Origin of the sequence: Pectobacterium peruviense (assembly GCF_003312355.2) — a bacterium.
In the GTDB taxonomy this organism is placed as follows: Bacteria; Pseudomonadota; Gammaproteobacteria; order Enterobacterales; family Enterobacteriaceae; genus Pectobacterium; species Pectobacterium peruviense.
Window position 1 is genome coordinate 3,028,224 of the sequence record NZ_CP161826.1, and the last position, 18,661, is coordinate 3,046,884.

Here is an 18,661-nt window from a genome sequence, read left to right on the forward strand (position 1 = left end):
GGATACTAGGAGTATGTTGCTACATTGTCCCTAGTGTTTCAATGCATGGAAGATTTTTTCTGCCAATGCATGCGAAATTCCTGGAACATTTGCAATCTCCTCAATGCTGGCATTCATCAAAGGCTGTAACCCTCCCATGTATTTTAACAGGGTTTGGCGACGCTTAGGACCGACACCTTCAATAAGCTCCAGCGTACTGGTATTTTTTACTTTTGCTCTCTTCTTGCGATGCCCGCCAATCGCGTGGTCATGCGAATCATCGCGAATATGCTGGATAACGTGCAACGCTGGAGAATCAGCTGGCAAGGCCATGCCCTCACCGGTCGCCTCAAAAAACAGCGTTTCCAGCCCGGCTTTACGATCGCTGCCTTTCGCAACACCAAGCAGCAGAGGCTTATTTTTATCCCACGATACTTGCAAGGAGTCAAACACGGCTTGAGCCTGACCGAGCTGCCCTTTCCCACCATCGATCACAATGACATCCGGTATTTTACTGTCATCTAACGCTTTACCATATCGACGCTGGAGGACTTGCGCCATAGCAGCATAATCATCACCAGGCGTAATGCCACTGATATTATAGCGACGATATTCCGAACGTAACGGGCCGTTAGCATCAAATACCACGCAGGATGCCACAGTCTGTTCCCCCATAGTATGACTGATGTCAAAACACTCCATTCGGTGGATTTCTGGCAACTGCAATACGTTGGCTAATGCAGCCAAACGCTGATGAATGGTGGATTGCTGAGACAATTTCGTAACGAGTGCTGTGGCAGCATTCGTTCGCGCCAATTTGAGATAACGAGCACGATCGCCACGGGGTTTCGTCTGAATCTGTACTTTTCTCCCCGCCACCGCCGTTAGGGATTCCGTCAGCAAGTCTTTATCAGGTAAGGTAAAATCAAGCAGAATTTCTGTAGGAAGCGTTCGGCCCAAGCTTCCTTGTAAATAGAATTGACCGACAAAAGTTTGCACGACCTCGCCCAATTCCGTACCACCAGGCACTTTGGGGAAATAGCTCCGGCTGCCAAGCACTTTTCCCTGTCGGATAAAAAGGACATACACACAGGCCATACCAGCATCAAAAGCAACGCTAATGACGTCCAAATCGTCTCCGTCACCGGAAACAAATTGTTTTTCCGTCACCCGCCGAACCGCTTGGATCTGATCGCGTATTCGTCCGGCATCTTCAAAACGCAGGTCACGACTGGCCGACTCCATCCGCGAGATAAGTTGATTCAATACTTGCTGATCTTTGCCAGACAAGAACAGGCGAACATACTCAACCTGCTGCTGATAATCCTCTTCGCTAACCAAACCGCTCACGCAAGGCCCAAGGCAGCGGCCGATTTGATATTGCAAACAAGGGCGAGAGCGGTTGCGATATACGCTATTTTCACACTGGCGTATCGGAAACAGTTTTTGCAGCAATATTAGCGTTTCGCGCACGGCATTTCCGTTAGGAAATGGGCCAAAGTATTCACCCTTCGCATGCTTAGCGCCACGGTGAACCGTCAAGCGTGGATGAGAATCACCACTCAGGAAAATCATGGGATAGGATTTATCGTCGCGTAACAAGACGTTATAACGCGGCTGATACAGCTTAATATAATTGTGTTCTAGCAGTAAGGCTTCAGTTTCTGTATGCGTGATCGTGACATCAATATGCTTGATGCTTTTGACTAGCGCCTCGGTTTTACGGCTGGCAACATGACTGCGGAAATAGCTGGCAAGTCGTTTTTTTAAGTCTTTTGCCTTACCAACATAGATGACCGTATTGCCGGCATCGTACATACGGTAGACCCCAGGCTGGCTCGTTACCGTTTTTAAAAATGCCGAAGCATCGAAACTCTCACTCACTACTTAACAATGTCTCCGCGGTAAAAAGCCCATGCTTGATAGCCAGATGCGTCAGTTCTACATCACCGTTGATATTCAGCTTGCTGAACATGCGGTAACGATAGCTGTTCACTGTTTTAGGACTAAGATTGAGCTGATCTGAGATTTCAGTCACTTTCTGCCCTTTCGTTATCATTAGCATAATCTGTAATTCGCGTTCAGACAAACACTCAAGCGGCGCATCCGTCTGCGGTTCCAACTGGCTTAATGCCATCTGCTGAGCAATATCAGAAGCAATATACCGTTTACCTGCATGTACTGCTCGAATGGCGGAGATCACTTCCTGAGGGGCAGCGGCTTTACTGACATATCCTGCAGCACCCGCCTGCATCACTTTAGCGGGTAATGGATTTTCCGTATAAATCGTAAGCATGATGACTTTTATATCTGGAGTAAACCGCAAGATTTTACGCGTTGCTTCAAGGCCACCGATGCCCGGCATACTCATGTCCATCAGAACAACATCAACATCATTGCTTCGGCACCATTTGACAGCATCTTCTCCACAACATGCCTCACCAACCACTTTCAGACCTTTGATATCGTCAAGAATGCGTCGTATCCCTGCCCGCACCAGTTCATGGTCATCAACAAGAAAAACGCTAATCAAAGAATAATTCTCCAAAAAAGGGAGTAACACTTACATGAAAAGTTGCTTGCAGGTGATACTACGTTGGTTTCAAAAAATAATGAACACAGATTTATATGAATATGTATTTTAAAATATACCGAGAAGGAATAAAGCACATTTCCCGATCATAACAATATATCGTTAACCTGAGGATGTATGTTGATCACACTCTTAACATTTCAAATACGCCGCGCAGTATAAACAGTTCTACAGCATAAAATGTATGAAAAACAACGCCAATCAAATGGCATGCAATTGGACACTCATCTTAAATGTCAATAAAAAGTCACTATTGTAAGCGAAGTGTTGTTAGGAATTTCATCATCGCCTGCAATTGTATTATACAAATAATATATTCAGGGAAAAACGTCCATAGCGAACATCATATGTATTAAACAAAACACATCTATAGCCTTTATAGCCTTTGCCACAAAAAGACGCCCAAAATATAGACGCTATATTAATAAATTAAATGCATAAAAAACAGTCACTAAAATGGTGTTATCCGCGAATAATATCAATCCATAATATGCTTTATGGTATACTCCCGCCTATCTGGTTTTGCCTGTCGTGCCAGCGGTGACGCCCGCAGCAGGCGAAAGAAAACATCTTTTTCTTGTTGAGGAGAAAACATGAGCAACGCAGATTTTTCTACTGCCGCATCCGCTGAAACACTGGCCCATGAGGTCACCTGCCTGAAGGCTATGGTTACGCTGTTATTAAAAGCAATCGGCCAGGCAGACGCCGGTAAAGTTATCATCAATATGGAAAGATATATTGCTCAATTGGAAGATACAGAGCAAGCGGCCGTTTTTGATAACACGATTAAACAAATCAAAACTAGCTACCGCAAATAGCACTAATTGCTACACCGCCATCTCAGTAATTTGATCTGGCGGTGTAGTGATATTTAACATTATCGTTCTGATTTAAAAAATAGAGACTCTCGTCTATTTATTTCCAATACTCATGAGTTTCAAAAGTAGCGCCTCTTCTTTCTTTTTATATTGCGTTAATTCCGTCACCAATGCTTTATCCAGGAACTGCTTTCTGGAAAGTGCTTTTCTTTCATCAACCAGCTCCCTCAACTCCGTAAAGCACTCATTTATTTTGTACTCTTTTGAACTTTCGGTACAAATTATCTCATGGATTGCCTGGCTTAGTTCAGACAACGAGATAACCGATTTTGGGTCCTGGTGACTTTTTTCTATGACAGCCAGTAATTTTTCGAATCCCACATAAACCTCCGAAATCAAGCAGAAACTTGCTTATGGCTAACCAGGAAACTTCCGCTACCTCTAAACGCCGCCCCCAGTGGATGTGGACACAACCCTGTGCATGCAACTCGCAACATCATCATATGATCTGTCGACTATTCCGTTTGTTAAGCATAGCACTTTCTCACCACTCTTCGGGGTGCATGAGACATATCCTCACCAAGCGAGGTAGCAACTTTAAGCTATACCATCAACCACGTTATATTTTCACTCAACGTTAGACGTCATTGAATAAAGGATACGCCAGAGGTCATCGTAGATATAAGCGAGAAGTACTGAAATAGACATGAAATAAAATAAAGAGAAAATGGAATTAATAAAAAATACGATGAAATTAAAGGATGGATACAATTTGATGGAAAAAGGCTAAAGAAAACAAAATTATAACAAATTTAAAATAAAACTATAACTCTTTGAAATTGTTGGTGGGTCGTGCAGGGTTCGAACCTGCGACCAATTGATTAAGAGTCAACTGCTCTACCAACTGAGCTAACGACCCAACAGGGGGGATTATTCTCCTCCCGAGCGCACCTGTCAAATACTTCATATTAATTTTTTACACGCGATAATAGGATTGTTAGCCGTTGGCAATTTTGTTAACCTGCCCAGCGTATATATCTATGCATCTCATCGTTTTATATCCTCTTCATTTAGGGCAAAAAACATACAGCATCGCCTTACATCATTATCTGCCCTCTTTAATGCCTGGCTATCTCAGACATCCGCTGTAATAAGTACTGCGGTTGCGCTATCTTATTCGTTTAGATTTTTCGCAAACGAGAGCCGCCAAAGAGCTCATAAAAAAACATCACAGACAGAAACAGGAAAGTGTACTGACATGGTCGAACAATCAAAAGAAACCGCAGACCTTGCCCCTGAACAGGGAGAGGGACTGCAACGGAATCTGACTAATCGTCATATTCAGCTCATCGCCATTGGCGGAGCCATCGGTACTGGGCTCTTCATGGGCTCGGGCAAAACAATCAGCATGGCTGGCCCTTCGATCATCTTCGTTTATATGATCATTGGTTTTATGCTGTTTTTTGTCATGCGCGCAATGGGAGAATTATTACTCTCCAATCTCAACTATAAGTCATTCAGCGATTTCGCTGCTGACCTACTCGGGCCATGGGCAGGGTTCTTTACAGGCTGGACTTATTGGTTCTGCTGGGTCGTAACCGGAATTGCCGATGTTGTAGCGATTAGTGCCTACTCTCAGTTCTGGTTTCCCGATTTATCGCAGTGGGTCTCTTCCCTGCTTTGCGTTCTGCTATTACTAACGCTAAATCTGGCAACCGTAAAACTGTTTGGTGAGATGGAATTCTGGTTCGCAATGATAAAAATTGTCGCTATCGTTGCGTTAATTGTGGTCGGTGTTGCGCTGGTCATGATGCAGTTCTCCTCCCCATCAGGAAACGTCGCCTCTTTTAACAATCTTTGGAATGATGGCGGCATGTTCCCTAAAGGGATAAGTGGTTTCTTTGCTGGGTTCCAGATAGCCGTATTCGCATTTGTCGGTATCGAACTGGTTGGTACAACCGCTGCTGAAACTAAAAATCCGAAAGTCGTGCTGCCACGTGCAATTAACGCCATCCCGATTCGCATTATCATGTTTTATGTTTTTGCATTAATCATGATTATGTCCGTGACACCGTGGGGGGCAATTACTGCGGATCGTAGTCCTTTCGTAGAAATGTTCGTCCTTGTTGGCTTACCTGCCGCCGCCAGTATGATCAACTTCGTCGTATTGACGTCTGCGGCATCCTCAGCCAATAGCGGCGTGTTCTCAACCAGTCGCATGCTCTTTGGCCTAGCTAAACAAGGTGATGCACCGAAGAGCTTCGGCATGCTCTCTAAACGCGCGGTTCCTTCGACCGGGCTGATGTTTTCTTGTATATGTTTACTCTCGGGCGTAGTGCTGATCTACCTGATTCCGAACGTGATGACCGTCTTTACACTGGTGACCACCGTCTCCGCGATTTTATTCATGTTCATTTGGAGCATCATCCTGTGCTCTTACCTGACATACCGTAAAAAACGCCCTCAGCTACATGCAGCGTCATCATATAAAATGCCATTGGGTATTGTTATGTGCTGGGTATGCCTAGCCTTTTTCGCTTTTGTTATTGTACTGTTAACATTACAGCCAGATACACGCCAAGCGCTTATTGTTACGCCGCTGTGGTTTATTGTTCTGGCTATTGCTTATCAGTTTATTCGTCGAAAAAAGCGGGCTGTTGACGTGAAGTAAAGCTTATAAATGCAAGAAAGGCGCGGACAACGTCGGCGCCTTCAATTTTTTTCAGCAAAGTCACGCATAGCACAAGTATTCTCTATTATTGGATATAAACAATTCTCAATTGATGTGGGGAAATTAATATGCGATCAATTAATGTCGTCACCATTGATATATAAGAAAGTTATTCCCGTAATGAAACGGTTGTGATTCGATTGATGTTTTTTGCCAATAGTTCGAAAGCTAAGTGATTATGATCATCCTTCCTCTGCGAAGCATCAGCCACGACACCTTCAATCTTTTTATTTAACTCATTGATTTTACTATCATCAAATGTTGAAACAATAACGGAAATCAGCATCTCTAACGATTCAATCTTCGCGTTAAGCGCTTTTTCTCCAACTTCTTTTTCTGCCAGCTTTATTAAAAGATGAGAGAGGATATTATTCATTTGAACTCCTTAATCAAAAAAATAACCGTCATACACCCATAAGGCAACACCTGTTCTTTGGTGCACAGGATTAGAGAAAACATAACGAAGATTAATGTAACACTGTGAATGGCCTGACCGCTAGTGTCTATTACCATTTTAAGGAAATCATATTCACATTGCGGCAATAAAATGGAACTGCAGATAAATAAACCAAATAAGTAAAAAAACTAAAAAACCATTTTATTTTTAAGAGCAACGTCATTGTTTGGAAGAAATTCGATATCACAATGGGTATTGTGATAAGAATCACAAAAAAGACATGCAATTCCACAGAATACCTAGCAAGAAAACTGGATTGATAGCCAGCCATCGGGAAATGGCTGGCTCTATGACTAACGCTTACGCACTCATTGATTGCCGTGCGCCACTCACCGCATCCTTTGCCTGTTCGCACTGTGACAATATCGTCTGTGCATGAGAATAAAGAATTTTCCCTGCCTCGGTAGGCGTAACACCACGTCGACTCCGTACCAGCAGCTGTTTTTCGAGTTCACTCTCCAGCGTCGCGACCTGCTGGCTCAGCGCCGGTTGTGCAATATGCAGCAACTCAGCAGCCTGTGTCAGGCTACCGATATCAACGATTTTCACAAAATACTTGAGCCGTCTAAGATTCATGTCTGCCTCCTGAGTAGTTACCCTAAAGAGGTAGCAAAAAGCGCGCCATATTATGCCCCTATACCTAAGAAAAAGTGATACCTCATTGATAAGCCACAGGTAAAATAAGGAAAAGCAATGATTCTGCTAACCAAAGCCCCGATGTTGTATGGGGAACCAGCTCTCGCTCCAATACCAATCTGCACCATCATAAAGCAATTCCTGCTATTTTAGGGTGCAGGCCTGCCTATCAATCAGCACATCTCATTGCTTTTCAGCGCTCAACTTGAGCAATAATTTCAATATGTTGGTTATTAGTTCGGCAATCAAACGCACCGAGCCATAACAGTCTTTGACAACCCGAAACGCTCCCGCTATTATCCATCGCACTTAACCGATTCCTCTGTAGTTCAGTCGGTAGAACGGCGGACTGTTAATCCGTATGTCACTGGTTCGAGTCCAGTCAGAGGAGCCAAATTCTTGTTTTCATGCCGCTTTGCGAATCCTTATATGATTCGGATTCAATGAGTTAGCGTGAAAAGTCTTCCCGATGCATTTTCAGTTTTCCCTCCGCATCGGGAGAATTTGGTGGTCAGATTTGGGGTCAAGTTGGTTCGATGACGGAGTGACCCCCAAATGTCTCTTAACGACTCAAAAATCCGCAACTTAAAACCATCCGCTAAACCCTTCAAAGTTTCCGATTCTCACGGTCTGTACCTTTTAGTTAATCCAGGCGGTTCACGTCTCTGGTATCTCAAATATCGCATCAATAGAAAAGAATCACGCCTCGGCTTAGGTGCCTACCCTGATGTCTCTCTGGCCGAAGCTCGTCAACAGCGTGACGGTATCCGAAAATTGCTAGCGCAGAATATCAACCCCGCACAGCAGCGCTCTGCTGAAAGAACCACTTCCTCACCAGAAAAAACCTTCAAGCATGTGGCATTGGAGTGGCATAAAAGCAACCGATCATGGTCAGAGAACCATGCCACCCGTCTGCTTGCCAGCATGAACAACCATATCTTCCCGATAATTGGACACTTGCCAGTCACAGAGTTGAAAACTCGCCACTTCATCGATCTGCTGAAAGGGATTGAGAAAAAAGGTTTGCTGGAAGTGGCGGCCCGTACCCGGCAGCATATGTGCAACATCATGCGTCATGCCGTGCATCAGGAATTAATAGAGCACAATCTGGCGGCAAATTTGGATGGCATTATCGCCCCTCCAGTTAAACGTCACTACCCTGCCCTTTCACTGGAGCGACTGCCGGAGCTGTTGGCTAGCATTGAGGACTACAAGCAAGGACGTGAATTAACCCGCTTGGCAGTCTCACTCACCCTGCACCTGTTCATCCGTTCCAGCGAATTGCGTTTTGCCCGTTGGTCTGAGATCGATTTTAGAAACAAAATCTGGACCATTCCGGCTACCCGTGAATCCATTCCTGGTGTGCGTTATTCCGGGCGCGGTGCCAAAATGCGCACGCCACATATCGTTCCCCTCTCTCGTCAGTCCATCTCTATACTGAAACAGATACGGGATATATCCGGGCATCAGGAACTGATATTCCCCGGTGACCATAATCCGTATAAACCCATGTGCGAAAACACGGTCAACAAGGCGCTGCGCTTGATGGGTTATGACACGAAAGATGAAATCTGTGGGCACGGATTCCGCACAATGGCCTGTAGTGCCCTGATGGAATCTGGACTCTGGGCGCAGGATGCGGTTGAACGGCAGATGAGCCATCAGGAACGCAATAGCGTTCGAGCGGCTTACATCCATAAAGCAGAATATCTCGATGCCCGAAAAGCGATGATGCAATGGTGGTCGGATTATCTGGATACGTGCAGGGAAGCCTATGTGCCACCGTATATCTGGGGATCAAGGGGATAACATTAAGACGGCATAATCTTGGATATGAGGCCGTATCATTCCATCCGGCCTCATTGAGGATTATGTACTTTTACCTGTTCAGCTAACAACGTTAATAGATGGCGAAACCGCTCCTAAAGGCGTAGGAAGGTTAGTTGCAGGAAAATTAAAACGCTGTCGCGCACTCCGAACTGGCGGAAGCATTCGCTTATGCTCTAAACCAGTGACTGGTCCTTACGTACGATGCAGAAAATGGCTGGCGGAATTGGATAACAACATCGCGGGAAATGCTCTGCGGTTGGTGAATCTGGGGCAAAAAACTAGCTGTTCTACGGCTCCGATCTCGGAGGTGAGAGAGGAGCGATGTTGTACAAACTGATAGGCAGTTATCGACTGGACGGGTATAGATTCGGGACACTACCTGCGCCACGTGCTGAATGACATCGCCGACTATCTGGTGAACTTGTGTCAACGAACTGCTGCCATGGCAGGTAAAGCTATCTCCGGAATAACCCTTTCAACACGGCCGTACACTTATAAATATGCAAGTTAAGCGTGGAAAAAATTCAATTTCAGTGTAATTGCTAATTTTCAGGATGGAATGCTTGGTCTTATGGCTAAGAGTTATATTAGCAGGCTCTATCGCCGTCAGTCCATCGCTTGATATCACTTATATTTGGTGACCTGATACCTGTGCTCAAGATATTCTTAGTTGTATATAGACTAATCTTAGCTTTGTCACCACCATGGTTTTCTATCTCAATTAGTGTGTTGTTGATAAACAATCCCTCTGAAAGAAGCTTCTGATTGATCTCACCTATTTTTCGCTCACTGTCGAACTCGCTTAATACGATGACCGGATTTCCTGAATATGACTGATATTCCAGACATTGTCTTGCCATGTGCCTTAGGGTTCGATAAGTATCGGAGGACCCTGTCTTGCTAATGAAACTGCCGTCTAAAGATGATTTGCTATTTTTTAAATCGCTTACGGTTATGGCACATCCGCTAAGTGATATAGAAAATAATATTGTAGCCAAGGCCAAATATTTCAATTTATGCTCCATTATTCTGGTAAATGTCCTACGCAGGGTTAGGATCAAAATCGCGTTTTCTTTCAGACGGAATTTTTATTTGGGATATCAACAATAACCATGAGCCCACCTTCTGCAGACGTACTTAGGAAAACACTGCTGTTGTGTTGCTGCGCAACCGCTTTGACTATTGCAAGCCCCAATCCGCTCCCGCTTTGTATCTGATTGGGATCACGAAAAAATCTGTCGAACACCCGCTCCCTCAATTCAACCCTGATTCCGGGCCCTGCATCTGAGATACGCAATTGAGTGGATTTATCTAATGATCGTACCTCTACCTCAACCCGCCCGCCGTCAGGACTGTACTTCACAGCATTTTCAATTAAGTTGTCGATCAGCGACATCAGGCGTTCCCTGACACCTGTAATCCAGACTTCCTCATGAGAGTAGAACTCAAGCTCAATTCTGCTCTCAGCAGCAAGTGGTGCCAACTCAGCCATTCGCTCTTGTATTAGCGTCGTCAGCGGCACAGGCTCCATAACAGTGTCAATGCGCGCTTCACTGTGCATCAGCAGCAGCAACTGATTGACGAGACGAGCAGCACGGCTATTGCTACGAATAATCCCTGCAAGCAATTCCTGTTGACTACAGTTGCTTACATCGGACTGTAAAGCCTCAACATTGACTCGCATTGCAGCCAGCGGAGTGCGCAACTCGTGCGCGGCATCTGCAATGAAAGTCCGTTCCCTTTCAGTGCTTTCTCGTACCCTAGCAAGGAATATATTAATCGCGTCCACTATTTGGCGAAGCTCCTTGTGCTTTGGTACTGCTTTTAAGGGAGAAATATCTTCTGGTGTTCGTAAGGAAACTTCATTCGCCACCTTGTTCCAAGGACGCATTGCAATGCGGATTGACAGCCATGCAGGAAACAAAAGAAAGGGAATGCATACCAGCAGCGGTAATATGTAGTATCCGCGCGAGTTCAGGTATATGAAGAAGTTCCAGCCTCCAGCAGGAGTGAGCAGTGTCACCTCTGTGTCGGAGCTCCTAGACTTCAGAGTACGGCTAGTCCAAGTGCGGCCGCTACTCTGAATACTTTGAATCATCCCATAAGTGGTGTTTGTCACACCTACCGGAGCGCCATCAGATGAATAAATTATCTCTTTATTCTTCCGAACGATTAGGCTGATTGACATTTTTGGGTCTTCACCTCCGCCATAGCCTTCCCGTAATGCCTTGCTGAATTTTTCCAGCACATCGGTTAGATCGCGCGGGCGATCCCCCATACGATCCACCACTGTCAGGATGGTTTCATAGGTTTTGCTGCCTGATAGCATTGGAGGGCTACGTAAGTTATCCCATAAAATGTAGGTCAGAAAAATACACCAAATCAGCGTGAGTAATAGCATCTGGGCGATCATAATTCGCCGTACTAGCGTTGGGATTCTCAGATAGTGCCAAAAATTACGCATCAACCTCCCCCCTTCTGAATGGGTACGGTATCAATGACAAACCCAACACCTCTCACCGTTCGCACATAGCCGTCACCGATTTTGCGACGCAAATTTCCCATATGTACATCGAGCGCATTACTCATATTTTCTTTTGCACCGAAGATTCTTTCTTCCAGAAAACTACGTGTCATAACACGGTCGGCACGCAACATTAACGTTTCAAGCAGCGCGTATTCACTTGCCGTCAAATCAACATGCCTTTCGCTCACGGTCACGCGACGAGTCGGCACATGGAGAGATAGCCCTCGAATCTCTATCACCTCATTCTGAAAACCATAACTGCGCCGCACAAGTGCTCTCACCCTGGCCAATAACTCGGCGAGAACAAAAGGTTTGACGAGATAGTCGTCTGCACCAGCATCCAGCCCAGTCAAGCGATCTTGCAGGGTGCCCCGAGCAGTCAGGATGATGACGGGGATCCCCTTGAACTGCTGACGCAGACGCACCATCAGGCTCATGCCATCACCGTCGGGCAGGCCGAGGTCGAGCAATACAAGTTCTGGCACGCATACATCGAGTTGATGCAGAGCATCCACTTTACGGCGAACCCATATGACATCTAATCCCTGGTCTGTGAGGGCAATACGTACGCCATTGCCGAGATCGATGTCGTCTTCGATTAGGAGAATTTTCACAATAGTTACTTTATCAACAGTGAATGAAGAACGTCTGAAGAAAAAAACGGTATCAGTAAATCTATCAGGTTTGCAGAACTGGAACTTACTTCAGTATTTCTTCATTTTTGGCTCATGAGAACTTCAGGGTCAGCATTCAAACTGAGCAATCTGGCGTTTAAAACCGCTTGTATCGTAGTCAGTTGAACCCACAAGGATTTCCTTAATGAGAAAGATCGAACTGAGTCATAAGTTCCTCCATTCACTCTCGGGGCGTACCCTGGGAAAATTGTTGTCAGGATTCGTCCTAGCATTACTGGCAACCCCAATACTGGCAGCAGAACAGAAACAGGGCAACGAGTTGACCCTAGGAGGAGGGGTGGAGGTTGCGCCACGTTATTCTGGTTCGGATGAAAACCGAGTCACGACGGCCCTAGTGATTGATTACTCAATGGTAAATGGTTTCTTCGTCAGCTCCACGCGTGGTATCGGTTACGGTAACAACATCGGCAAATTTGATTACAGCGCTGCGCTGAGTTATCGCGCAGGCCGAAAGGATCGTGACGTGGACAGTGACTCACTCAGCTACGGTAGCGACTACCTGCGCGGTATGGGTGATGTTAAGGGCTCAGCTATCGGTATGCTTGGCCTAGGATACGAGGTGACCGACTGGCTTAATTTTCAATTGCAGGCTGAGGTACCGGTTTCTCAGCGAAGCAATGGTGAGGCTCTGCATTTCAGCATTGTCAGCCCGCTTTATATGTCATCGAAAAACTCTGTGACGCTGGCGCTGACCAGTAGTTGGGGAACCAGTAAGTACATGCAGACTTACTACGGAGTAAGTGCTTCACAGTCGGCCGCATCGGGGTTTACTCGATATGATGCCAAGTCTGGAATTTATGCCTACTCACTGAATATGGACTGGACGCACAAGCTTAATCAAGACTGGAGCGTAGTTGCCGCAGCAGGTTTTACGCAGTTAGCTGGTGACGCACGAAATAGTCCAATTGTTCAGCGAAAAACATCGCCCACGGGCAGCCTGAAGGTGACATATAGCTTCTGATCGTTGTTCGACGTGTACTTCGCGGTAGCTTGTGGCTAGGCACTGTCAATAAATACAAATTCGCCCCCGCCCCAGTTCAGATGATGGGGCGCTACTCAACTCACCATATCGCCTCGATTATGCCATGTCACTCAGCGCTATGTTATTAACTGTACTTATTTGAGGAGCAACAAATGAATTTAAAACTGACGGTGAAAGTGGCTCTAGTAACTCGAGTCCAAACCAGAATTAGTTTTAGCATTTGCGAAAAACTCGTCGCGAATTTTGAGTGCTGGATTAGTTTAATCTGGTATATGTTCTTCTTTTTTCCTACAGCCAGACATGGTCCGGAAACGCCGTCTGAGGCGCTTATCATTCAATAAAATTCAGACATCATCACGTTGTATGATCCCGCACCCTGAAAAAATCACTGAACAATTTCGTGATTTTTTTTGAAAAACCCCATAAAATGATGGAGTTTACCATGTCAAAAAAACAAACATTTCCAAGTACAAACTCTAATTCTCCTGACTGGATGACTATAAGTGAAGCAGTTGAAATGACAAATACAAAAGGGCTGGAAATTAAAAAAAAATGACATTTACAGACATGCATTACATGGTAGCATTCGTCTTTCCATTTACTTTCAATCACCAATAGCATTACGAAAAATTCAAAGATCAGACAACAAAGTAAAGCTTAGGGAATCAGAACCTTCATTAATTAATCGCTTATGTTTTTTTGATAAAACAACCTTCATTAACGAATATAATTTTATTGTTAGCACTAACGGTGCATATATAATACCCACACAGAGAATTCTTGACACCCAATTAATGGGATATGAACATGTTCTAATACAGAAATTACTTGCCTATTCTCTTAAAATCCCTCTACCGGTAACAGGAGCCATTGGATTTAATCATGGCATAACAGTAATCTTACAGGGTGAAATATTTCAACTATTCGAAAGGGTAACATGGAAGAAAAGGATAAAACAACAAATCATGAGACTCCCTAAGAATATTGCACAAGATGTACACAAAGAAATATTCTCTCAGAGAATAAACTGTTACTTGGAAAAAGAGTATTTTCCTGCTCATGTTCTACCTCGTGACGCCTGTTTTGTCATTAGAAACTCTGAACTTGATAAATTAATTAACATCGTGACCAAGAAAAAAATGGACCCACTATCTTCAACACGAATATCGACACCGCTATCTCGACTTTTCTGGCTTGCCTGTAAAAACAATGAGTCTATCAGACCATTAATCAGGCAACCTTATAAGCTTCTGTCCATCTTTGAACAGTGGGCATCAGCCGAAGGCATGACCGACCGATTCAGCGGCGATACCTTAAAAACAGCGCTTGAACGTGGTTCGCCTACGTCCATTTAGGTCCCCAATTAAAATGATGTTACACGCTCCAATCTGAAAACCCGTATTAAGGATTGTGGTGTCCGTAATACGGGCTCTTCTACTTTCACTCCTTCCCTCACTGTGTTTTTTTGTCATCTCCGGGAATATCCCATTTCTGCACTGGAGGTATTTATGACATCGCATCAGTTATTACGTCTGAAACAAGTGGAAGTAAAAACCGGCCTGAAACGCTCGCAAATCTACCTGTACATGAAAGAAGGTGCCTTTCCATCTTCAATAAAGATTGGACCAGCCAGTGTGGCTTGGCTTGAATCTGAAATTGACGAATGGATTAACTTCAAATTATCTAACCGCTTAACGCGCTGAAGGGAGATATAGCATTATGTTCCCCTCACTGAATTACGCGGTATTAACAAACGCCCTTGCCGCACTCAAGGAAGGTAATTTTCGTTATTGTGAAACGTTAGGATTCACATTCGACGAATTGAATGCCCTCAATCAGCTATCCCTCGACGAACTGTTTATCGTCAGCCGGGCATCGGCACAGTTTATGTCGATCACTGTCCGCCACGACACTCTACAACAGATCCTGACGCTGTCCCATCAGGAAGCGCAGCGCCAGCAGCAGATAAATCGGGCCATCAGATTGGGGGGATCTATTGCACTCCTTAATCATTTTTTTGGCCTCACCTCGAATGAAGTCTGCACTCGCCGCCGGTTGCTGGGTGTCACCATCCCTTATGGCCGAACGCCTATCCCAGATGAAGCCATTGATGCCGAAATCTGGCTGTTATGGAAAAAGAACCGCGCTGAAAACCTTGATACACCTGACGCACTAGAAGCAATGATGCAGGTCACTGAATCGTTGTCCTCTAGGGAAAAAGGGCCTTCCCTGACCGCCGTCTGGAACCGTATCACTCTTTGTGAGAAAGAAGCACTGAACAGGAGGACATCGCATGCCAGATGAGATCGATCGCGATCAGGAATTTAATGAGCAACGTCTGGAAGAAATGATTGAACAGAATCGTTTTAAGCCAGCAGCCACACCCTCATTACAATACTGTCGTTTGTGCGGTGAACCTATTCCCGAGCAGCGACGGCAAACCCTGCCGGGCGTGGCAACCTGTACGGAATGCCAAACCATACTTGAGCGCCGCCAACGCTGATAATATGTAAGCAGACGCGCAGAGAAATGATCTTCGCTGTGCGTTTTTATCATCTTAATAAATAACATGAATATTATAACAAGTAAAATATTGAACCAAAAACCATCACCACCATTGCTTATTTTTGTTAGCTAAAACTTGCTCTGAAAGTGTTTTGTGTTAGAACAAAAATAAACTTAATCGTTGGCGATGAGTAGGTATTTGACTTTACTAAATAGTAATTGAGTGCACCCGAGCTCACATAAAATTCCTATATACCTCGGGAACACTCCAGTAATAATTCTTATCTAGTTAATATAAAACCATCGAGTTAATTAAAAAATTATATTATCAATTTAGATAATCTTCGAGTTCGCTGGGGGTTAGAACTAATGTATTAACGCCAAGCCATTTATAAGCTTCCGTCGCTTTATTTTTTAACTTATTATCATTTGTTACAAAAACATCACAATACGCAGCATATATTGCGTGTGTTGTATCGTGTAACCCCGACAAAAACTGGGTAGACTTGTCTGGGTAGAATCTCCTTACCTCAAAAAACTCAAATATTTTCTCTATGGTCATTTCGTGCAAAGGAAAATACTTACCTAAAAAATCGAATTTTATTTCATGGCAATCTGGAGCATGTGCTGGAAGGTATTCACTAAAAATAGGAGGGGCAGATTGATAATTCTCAAGGATAATTCCATGGAGTCTCGGTTTGAATATATCGATTTCCTTTTGAATATCTATTGAATTTGTTTCTCTTGACGTAACGCCTGTTCTTTTCTCTAGAGATTCACCCTTGGCAATTTTCTCTTTTTGAAGAGTTTCGGCTATGCTGTTATTTCCATACTCAGCAATAACTCTACCATATGTATCTCTAGGATTTTCAATAGAAACATATACCCCAAAGTTTTTTACCTGAACAATATTTCTTCTTTTAAACGGGAGTAACGCATGTGAGTTAGTGATTCTTGCCAACAACTCAAGGAATGAGTTAATTTCATCATCTCCTCGCCCATGATGCATTTTTAATGCTGCAACTTCTTCAACATGTGCAGGACTGAACAAAACCTGATATTTATCCCTATCCATACTTTCAATTTTTTCTACGACAGATGGCTTTCTTTTATCTTTTATATCAATAATTACGTTATGATCGAAATACAGTTTTTTCATCGGTTTTATTTCCATGATAAAATCTTAGTCCCATTCATTATAAAATCACATCGTATATCAAAGATAACATGCCGTAGCTTATCTGCATAGTGATTATGCTTTCTCTTAATAATTCACGACAACTTCTGACACAAACTTTTCACTCATGCTAGATATAGCGGTCAGAGCCAAAAAAGCACTAGTTCAAATCCGATATAATGAAATTAATTTATTATAAATAATTACCACACTACACATTTTCTCTCTCATTCCCTTTTTGATTTTCTCATTCTCATCCTGTCGCCAATATCGCACGCTAATCACGCCACCTTCCACTGGCGAGCTTTATGGACGTTTATTCGTCCGGGGCGGGTATTGCTCTTTAAAAATATGAACCGGGCTGTCACATAACCACAATTCAGGGTGCCGCTGAATGTTCTCGCTGACCCGTTGAAACCGGAATGCAGAATCGGGATGTGATCGATTGAGTTAATTCGCCATAACTTTTATGAAAGGAAATAGCATGAGAAAACCTACCTATCACGTGTTTGTCACGCAGGAAAGCCAACCCGATACCAGCAGAGAGAAGAACACCTACTGGACAAAAGTCGGCGTAGCGTTCGCTCATAACTGCAAACCCGGACTGAACATCGTACTAACACCCGGTATTGCTGTCTCCGGCAAACTGGTGCTTCTTGAACCCAAGGATGATAGCGATACGCCGCAAGCACCTCAGCACGATTAACGCTCAACTCTCCCTCCTTTTCCCTTGCCATCGACTATCTGATGGCTACGTGTGGCTAGACTTGTTACCGAGGCAACCATGCTTTCACCCACTGCTTTTATGGCGGCGGTCATGCAGTGTGCCGCCACTATTCACCCATCCACCGCGTCTGATGTGGCAAAAGTAGAATCCGGCTTTAATCCTTATGCCGTCGCTGAAATTGTGCCAAAGAAAGAGAGAAAACCCGGCAGTCTAGGTATCATTTCTCATCAGCCTACCAGCAAGCAAGCTGCCGTCAACATCATCAAACAGGTGGTAGAAAAAGGTCGCCGTTATTCGGTGGGATTGATGCAAATAACCAGCACCAATTTCCGGCATTACGGTGTGACCGCCCATGACTTGTTAGATCCCTGCACCAATCTGTCCATTTTTGAGCGTATCCTCACCGACTGCTCCCAGCGAGGCGGCACGCTGAAAAGAGCACTCAGTTGCTACTATTCCGGCAATTTCGATACGGGTCAGTTGCCAGAATCCGCCTTTAACCAAACCAGTTATATCCAGCGTATTGGCTATGCGGTCCCGTCGACGCGGGAAGATTTCAAGCGTAGTACCACCAGCCAATCCAATTCAGAGATTCATTATCCGCCCACCGTCCTGCGCGGTGAACTTACCGATAAAACCACACCGAATTTAGCCTCCTTGCACTATCCCGACGCCATCCTTCGCGGCGATGTATCTCTACCTGTAATTAATGAGGAGCAATGACGATGCAAAAACGTAAATACTGGCCTGCTCTTTCTTCCCTGTTGATGTCGACACAGACGCCGGCAGCAGGGAGCGGATTTAATAAAGCCAACGATACGCTGAGTAATACGTCCAGTGGTTTGCTTGGGTTGGCCGCCGTCACGATCACGCTGGCAACCATGTGGGTCGGTTACAAGGTGCTGTTTGACGGTAAAAGCCTGCATGACATGCGTAACGTCATTATCGGAGCCATCCTGATTGTCGGCGCATCGGGCTTTGGTGCTTATTGGGCATCCTAGGGG

General features: G+C 44.6%; 18 protein-coding genes, 2 tRNA genes and 3 pseudogenes. 13 read left to right on the forward strand and 10 right to left on the reverse strand.

Going from position 1 to position 18,661, the window contains the following annotated elements; genetic code table 11:
• Window positions 1–30 precede the first annotated feature (30 nt).
• Both uvrC and uvrY read right to left on the reverse strand, forming a co-directional pair.
• Window positions 31–1,863, reverse strand: coding sequence for an excinuclease ABC subunit UvrC (gene uvrC / locus DUT67_RS13780; RefSeq protein WP_113631721.1), 1,833 nt, complete (start codon window positions 1,861–1,863; stop codon window positions 31–33).
• Window positions 1,856–2,512 (reverse strand): UvrY/SirA/GacA family response regulator transcription factor, encoded by a 657-nt coding sequence (uvrY, locus tag DUT67_RS13785; protein ID WP_010279369.1) that lies wholly within the window; start codon window positions 2,510–2,512, stop codon window positions 1,856–1,858. The genes uvrC and uvrY overlap by 8 nt, the downstream gene beginning before the upstream one ends.
• A gap of 653 nt (window positions 2,513–3,165) precedes the next feature.
• On the opposite strand from uvrY, the gene DUT67_RS13790 reads away from it, so the two are divergent.
• Window positions 3,166–3,390, forward strand: a complete 225-nt coding sequence (locus DUT67_RS13790; protein ID WP_048260996.1) for a DUF2594 family protein — start codon at window positions 3,166–3,168, stop codon at window positions 3,388–3,390.
• 93 nt (window positions 3,391–3,483) lie between these two features.
• On the opposite strand, the gene DUT67_RS13795 is transcribed toward DUT67_RS13790, so the two are convergent.
• Complete coding sequence (locus DUT67_RS13795; protein ID WP_048260998.1) at window positions 3,484–3,771, reverse strand: hypothetical protein; 288 nt, start codon at window positions 3,769–3,771, stop codon at window positions 3,484–3,486.
• A 462-nt stretch (window positions 3,772–4,233) separates the two neighbouring features.
• Window positions 4,234–4,309, reverse strand: a tRNA-Lys gene (locus DUT67_RS13800).
• Between the two features lie 339 nt (window positions 4,310–4,648).
• On the opposite strand from DUT67_RS13800, the gene cycA reads away from it, so the two are divergent.
• Window positions 4,649–6,061: a D-serine/D-alanine/glycine transporter gene (gene cycA / locus DUT67_RS13805; protein ID WP_113625645.1), complete on the forward strand. Its 1,413-nt coding sequence runs from the start codon at window positions 4,649–4,651 to the stop codon at window positions 6,059–6,061.
• Window positions 6,062–6,230: 169 nt separating this feature from the next.
• Here the strand turns inward: cycA and iraP are convergent, their stop codons facing one another.
• A complete protein-coding gene (gene iraP / locus DUT67_RS13810; protein WP_048261001.1) occupies window positions 6,231–6,497 on the reverse strand; it encodes an anti-adapter protein IraP in 267 nt (88 codons plus the stop codon).
• A gap of 390 nt (window positions 6,498–6,887) precedes the next feature.
• Window positions 6,888–7,154 (reverse strand): annotated as a pseudogene (locus DUT67_RS13815) (LysR family transcriptional regulator); the annotation flags it as partial.
• Between the two features lie 378 nt (window positions 7,155–7,532).
• Between DUT67_RS13815 and DUT67_RS13820 the strand changes: the two are divergent.
• The 3 genes and pseudogenes from DUT67_RS13820 to DUT67_RS13830 all read left to right on the forward strand — a co-directional run.
• Window positions 7,533–7,608, forward strand: a tRNA-Asn gene (locus tag DUT67_RS13820).
• 161 nt (window positions 7,609–7,769) lie between these two features.
• Window positions 7,770–9,023 (forward strand): integrase arm-type DNA-binding domain-containing protein, encoded by a 1,254-nt coding sequence (locus tag DUT67_RS13825; protein ID WP_113631722.1) that lies wholly within the window; start codon window positions 7,770–7,772, stop codon window positions 9,021–9,023.
• Window positions 9,024–9,127: 104 nt separating this feature from the next.
• A pseudogene (locus tag DUT67_RS13830) lies at window positions 9,128–9,514 on the forward strand (transposase); the annotation flags it as partial.
• Window positions 9,515–9,631: 117 nt separating this feature from the next.
• Here DUT67_RS13830 and DUT67_RS13835 read toward each other — a convergent pair.
• The 3 genes from DUT67_RS13835 to DUT67_RS13845 are packed head-to-tail and all read right to left on the reverse strand — an operon-like array spanning window position 9,632 to window position 12,185.
• Window positions 9,632–10,069: a hypothetical protein gene (locus DUT67_RS13835; protein WP_113631723.1), complete on the reverse strand. Its 438-nt coding sequence runs from the start codon at window positions 10,067–10,069 to the stop codon at window positions 9,632–9,634.
• A 50-nt stretch (window positions 10,070–10,119) separates the two neighbouring features.
• Complete coding sequence (locus tag DUT67_RS13840) at window positions 10,120–11,508, reverse strand: HAMP domain-containing sensor histidine kinase (RefSeq protein ID WP_113631724.1); 1,389 nt, start codon at window positions 11,506–11,508, stop codon at window positions 10,120–10,122.
• Complete coding sequence (locus DUT67_RS13845; RefSeq protein WP_113631725.1) at window positions 11,508–12,185, reverse strand: response regulator; 678 nt, start codon at window positions 12,183–12,185, stop codon at window positions 11,508–11,510. The genes DUT67_RS13840 and DUT67_RS13845 overlap by 1 nt, the downstream gene beginning before the upstream one ends.
• A gap of 205 nt (window positions 12,186–12,390) precedes the next feature.
• Between DUT67_RS13845 and DUT67_RS13850 the strand changes: the two genes are divergently transcribed.
• The 5 genes and pseudogenes from DUT67_RS13850 to DUT67_RS13870 all read left to right on the forward strand — a co-directional run bounded on the left by DUT67_RS13850 (window position 12,391) and on the right by DUT67_RS13870 (window position 15,751).
• The gene (locus DUT67_RS13850) at window positions 12,391–13,227 is read left to right on the forward strand and encodes a MipA/OmpV family protein (RefSeq protein ID WP_113631727.1); all 837 of its coding nucleotides are present in this window, start codon (window positions 12,391–12,393) and stop codon (window positions 13,225–13,227) included.
• 463 nt (window positions 13,228–13,690) lie between these two features.
• Window positions 13,691–14,603 (forward strand): annotated as a pseudogene (locus DUT67_RS13855) (hypothetical protein).
• 153 nt (window positions 14,604–14,756) lie between these two features.
• Complete coding sequence (locus tag DUT67_RS13860; protein WP_025918863.1) at window positions 14,757–14,951, forward strand: AlpA family transcriptional regulator; 195 nt, start codon at window positions 14,757–14,759, stop codon at window positions 14,949–14,951.
• Between the two features lie 16 nt (window positions 14,952–14,967).
• Entirely contained in the window at window positions 14,968–15,552 is a 585-nt protein-coding gene (locus DUT67_RS13865; protein ID WP_113631728.1) for a DUF2857 domain-containing protein, read from the forward strand.
• Window positions 15,542–15,751, forward strand: coding sequence for a TraR/DksA family transcriptional regulator (locus DUT67_RS13870; protein ID WP_113631729.1), 210 nt, complete (start codon window positions 15,542–15,544; stop codon window positions 15,749–15,751). Before DUT67_RS13865 ends, DUT67_RS13870 begins: the two co-directional genes overlap by 11 nt.
• Before the next feature lie 330 nt (window positions 15,752–16,081).
• Here the strand turns inward: DUT67_RS13870 and DUT67_RS13875 are convergent, their stop codons facing one another.
• The gene (locus tag DUT67_RS13875; RefSeq protein WP_145984873.1) at window positions 16,082–16,927 is read right to left on the reverse strand and encodes a hypothetical protein; all 846 of its coding nucleotides are present in this window, start codon (window positions 16,925–16,927) and stop codon (window positions 16,082–16,084) included.
• Between the two features lie 487 nt (window positions 16,928–17,414).
• Between DUT67_RS13875 and DUT67_RS13880 the strand changes: the two genes are divergently transcribed.
• The 3 genes from DUT67_RS13880 (at window position 17,415) to DUT67_RS13890 (ending at window position 18,658) form a co-directional block, all read left to right on the forward strand.
• On the forward strand, window positions 17,415–17,636 hold the full coding sequence (locus DUT67_RS13880; RefSeq protein ID WP_113631731.1) for a hypothetical protein: 222 nt from the start codon (window positions 17,415–17,417) through the stop codon (window positions 17,634–17,636).
• Between the two features lie 78 nt (window positions 17,637–17,714).
• Entirely contained in the window at window positions 17,715–18,380 is a 666-nt protein-coding gene (locus tag DUT67_RS13885; protein WP_113631732.1) for a lytic transglycosylase domain-containing protein, read from the forward strand.
• Window positions 18,377–18,658 carry a TrbC/VirB2 family protein gene (locus DUT67_RS13890; protein WP_113631733.1) on the forward strand — a complete coding sequence of 94 codons (282 nt, stop codon included), beginning with the start codon at window positions 18,377–18,379 and terminating at the stop codon, window positions 18,656–18,658. Before DUT67_RS13885 ends, DUT67_RS13890 begins: the two co-directional genes overlap by 4 nt.
• Window positions 18,659–18,661 lie beyond the last annotated feature (3 nt).

Bases quoted from the DNA above. Each gene is read 5' to 3' on its own strand.
- DUT67_RS13880 (WP_113631731.1), top strand. From the start codon at position 17,415: ATGAGAAAACCTACCTATCACGTGTTTGTCACGCAGGAAAGCCAACCC.
- DUT67_RS13825 (WP_113631722.1), top strand. From the start codon at position 7,770: ATGTCTCTTAACGACTCAAAAATCCGCAACTTAAAACCATCCGCTAAA.
- DUT67_RS13870 (WP_113631729.1), top strand. From the start codon at position 15,542: ATGCCAGATGAGATCGATCGCGATCAGGAATTTAATGAGCAACGTCTG.
- cycA (WP_113625645.1), top strand. From the start codon at position 4,649: ATGGTCGAACAATCAAAAGAAACCGCAGACCTTGCCCCTGAACAGGGA.
- DUT67_RS13860 (WP_025918863.1), top strand. From the start codon at position 14,757: ATGACATCGCATCAGTTATTACGTCTGAAACAAGTGGAAGTAAAAACC.
- DUT67_RS13890 (WP_113631733.1), top strand. From the start codon at position 18,377: ATGACGATGCAAAAACGTAAATACTGGCCTGCTCTTTCTTCCCTGTTG.
- DUT67_RS13840 (WP_113631724.1), bottom strand. From the start codon at position 11,508: ATGCGTAATTTTTGGCACTATCTGAGAATCCCAACGCTAGTACGGCGA.
- iraP (WP_048261001.1), bottom strand. From the start codon at position 6,497: ATGAATAATATCCTCTCTCATCTTTTAATAAAGCTGGCAGAAAAAGAA.
- DUT67_RS13790 (WP_048260996.1), top strand. From the start codon at position 3,166: ATGAGCAACGCAGATTTTTCTACTGCCGCATCCGCTGAAACACTGGCC.
- DUT67_RS13850 (WP_113631727.1), top strand. From the start codon at position 12,391: ATGAGAAAGATCGAACTGAGTCATAAGTTCCTCCATTCACTCTCGGGG.
- DUT67_RS13835 (WP_113631723.1), bottom strand. From the start codon at position 10,069: ATGGAGCATAAATTGAAATATTTGGCCTTGGCTACAATATTATTTTCT.
- DUT67_RS13875 (WP_145984873.1), bottom strand. From the start codon at position 16,927: ATGGAAATAAAACCGATGAAAAAACTGTATTTCGATCATAACGTAATT.
- DUT67_RS13865 (WP_113631728.1), top strand. From the start codon at position 14,968: ATGTTCCCCTCACTGAATTACGCGGTATTAACAAACGCCCTTGCCGCA.
- DUT67_RS13885 (WP_113631732.1), top strand. From the start codon at position 17,715: ATGCTTTCACCCACTGCTTTTATGGCGGCGGTCATGCAGTGTGCCGCC.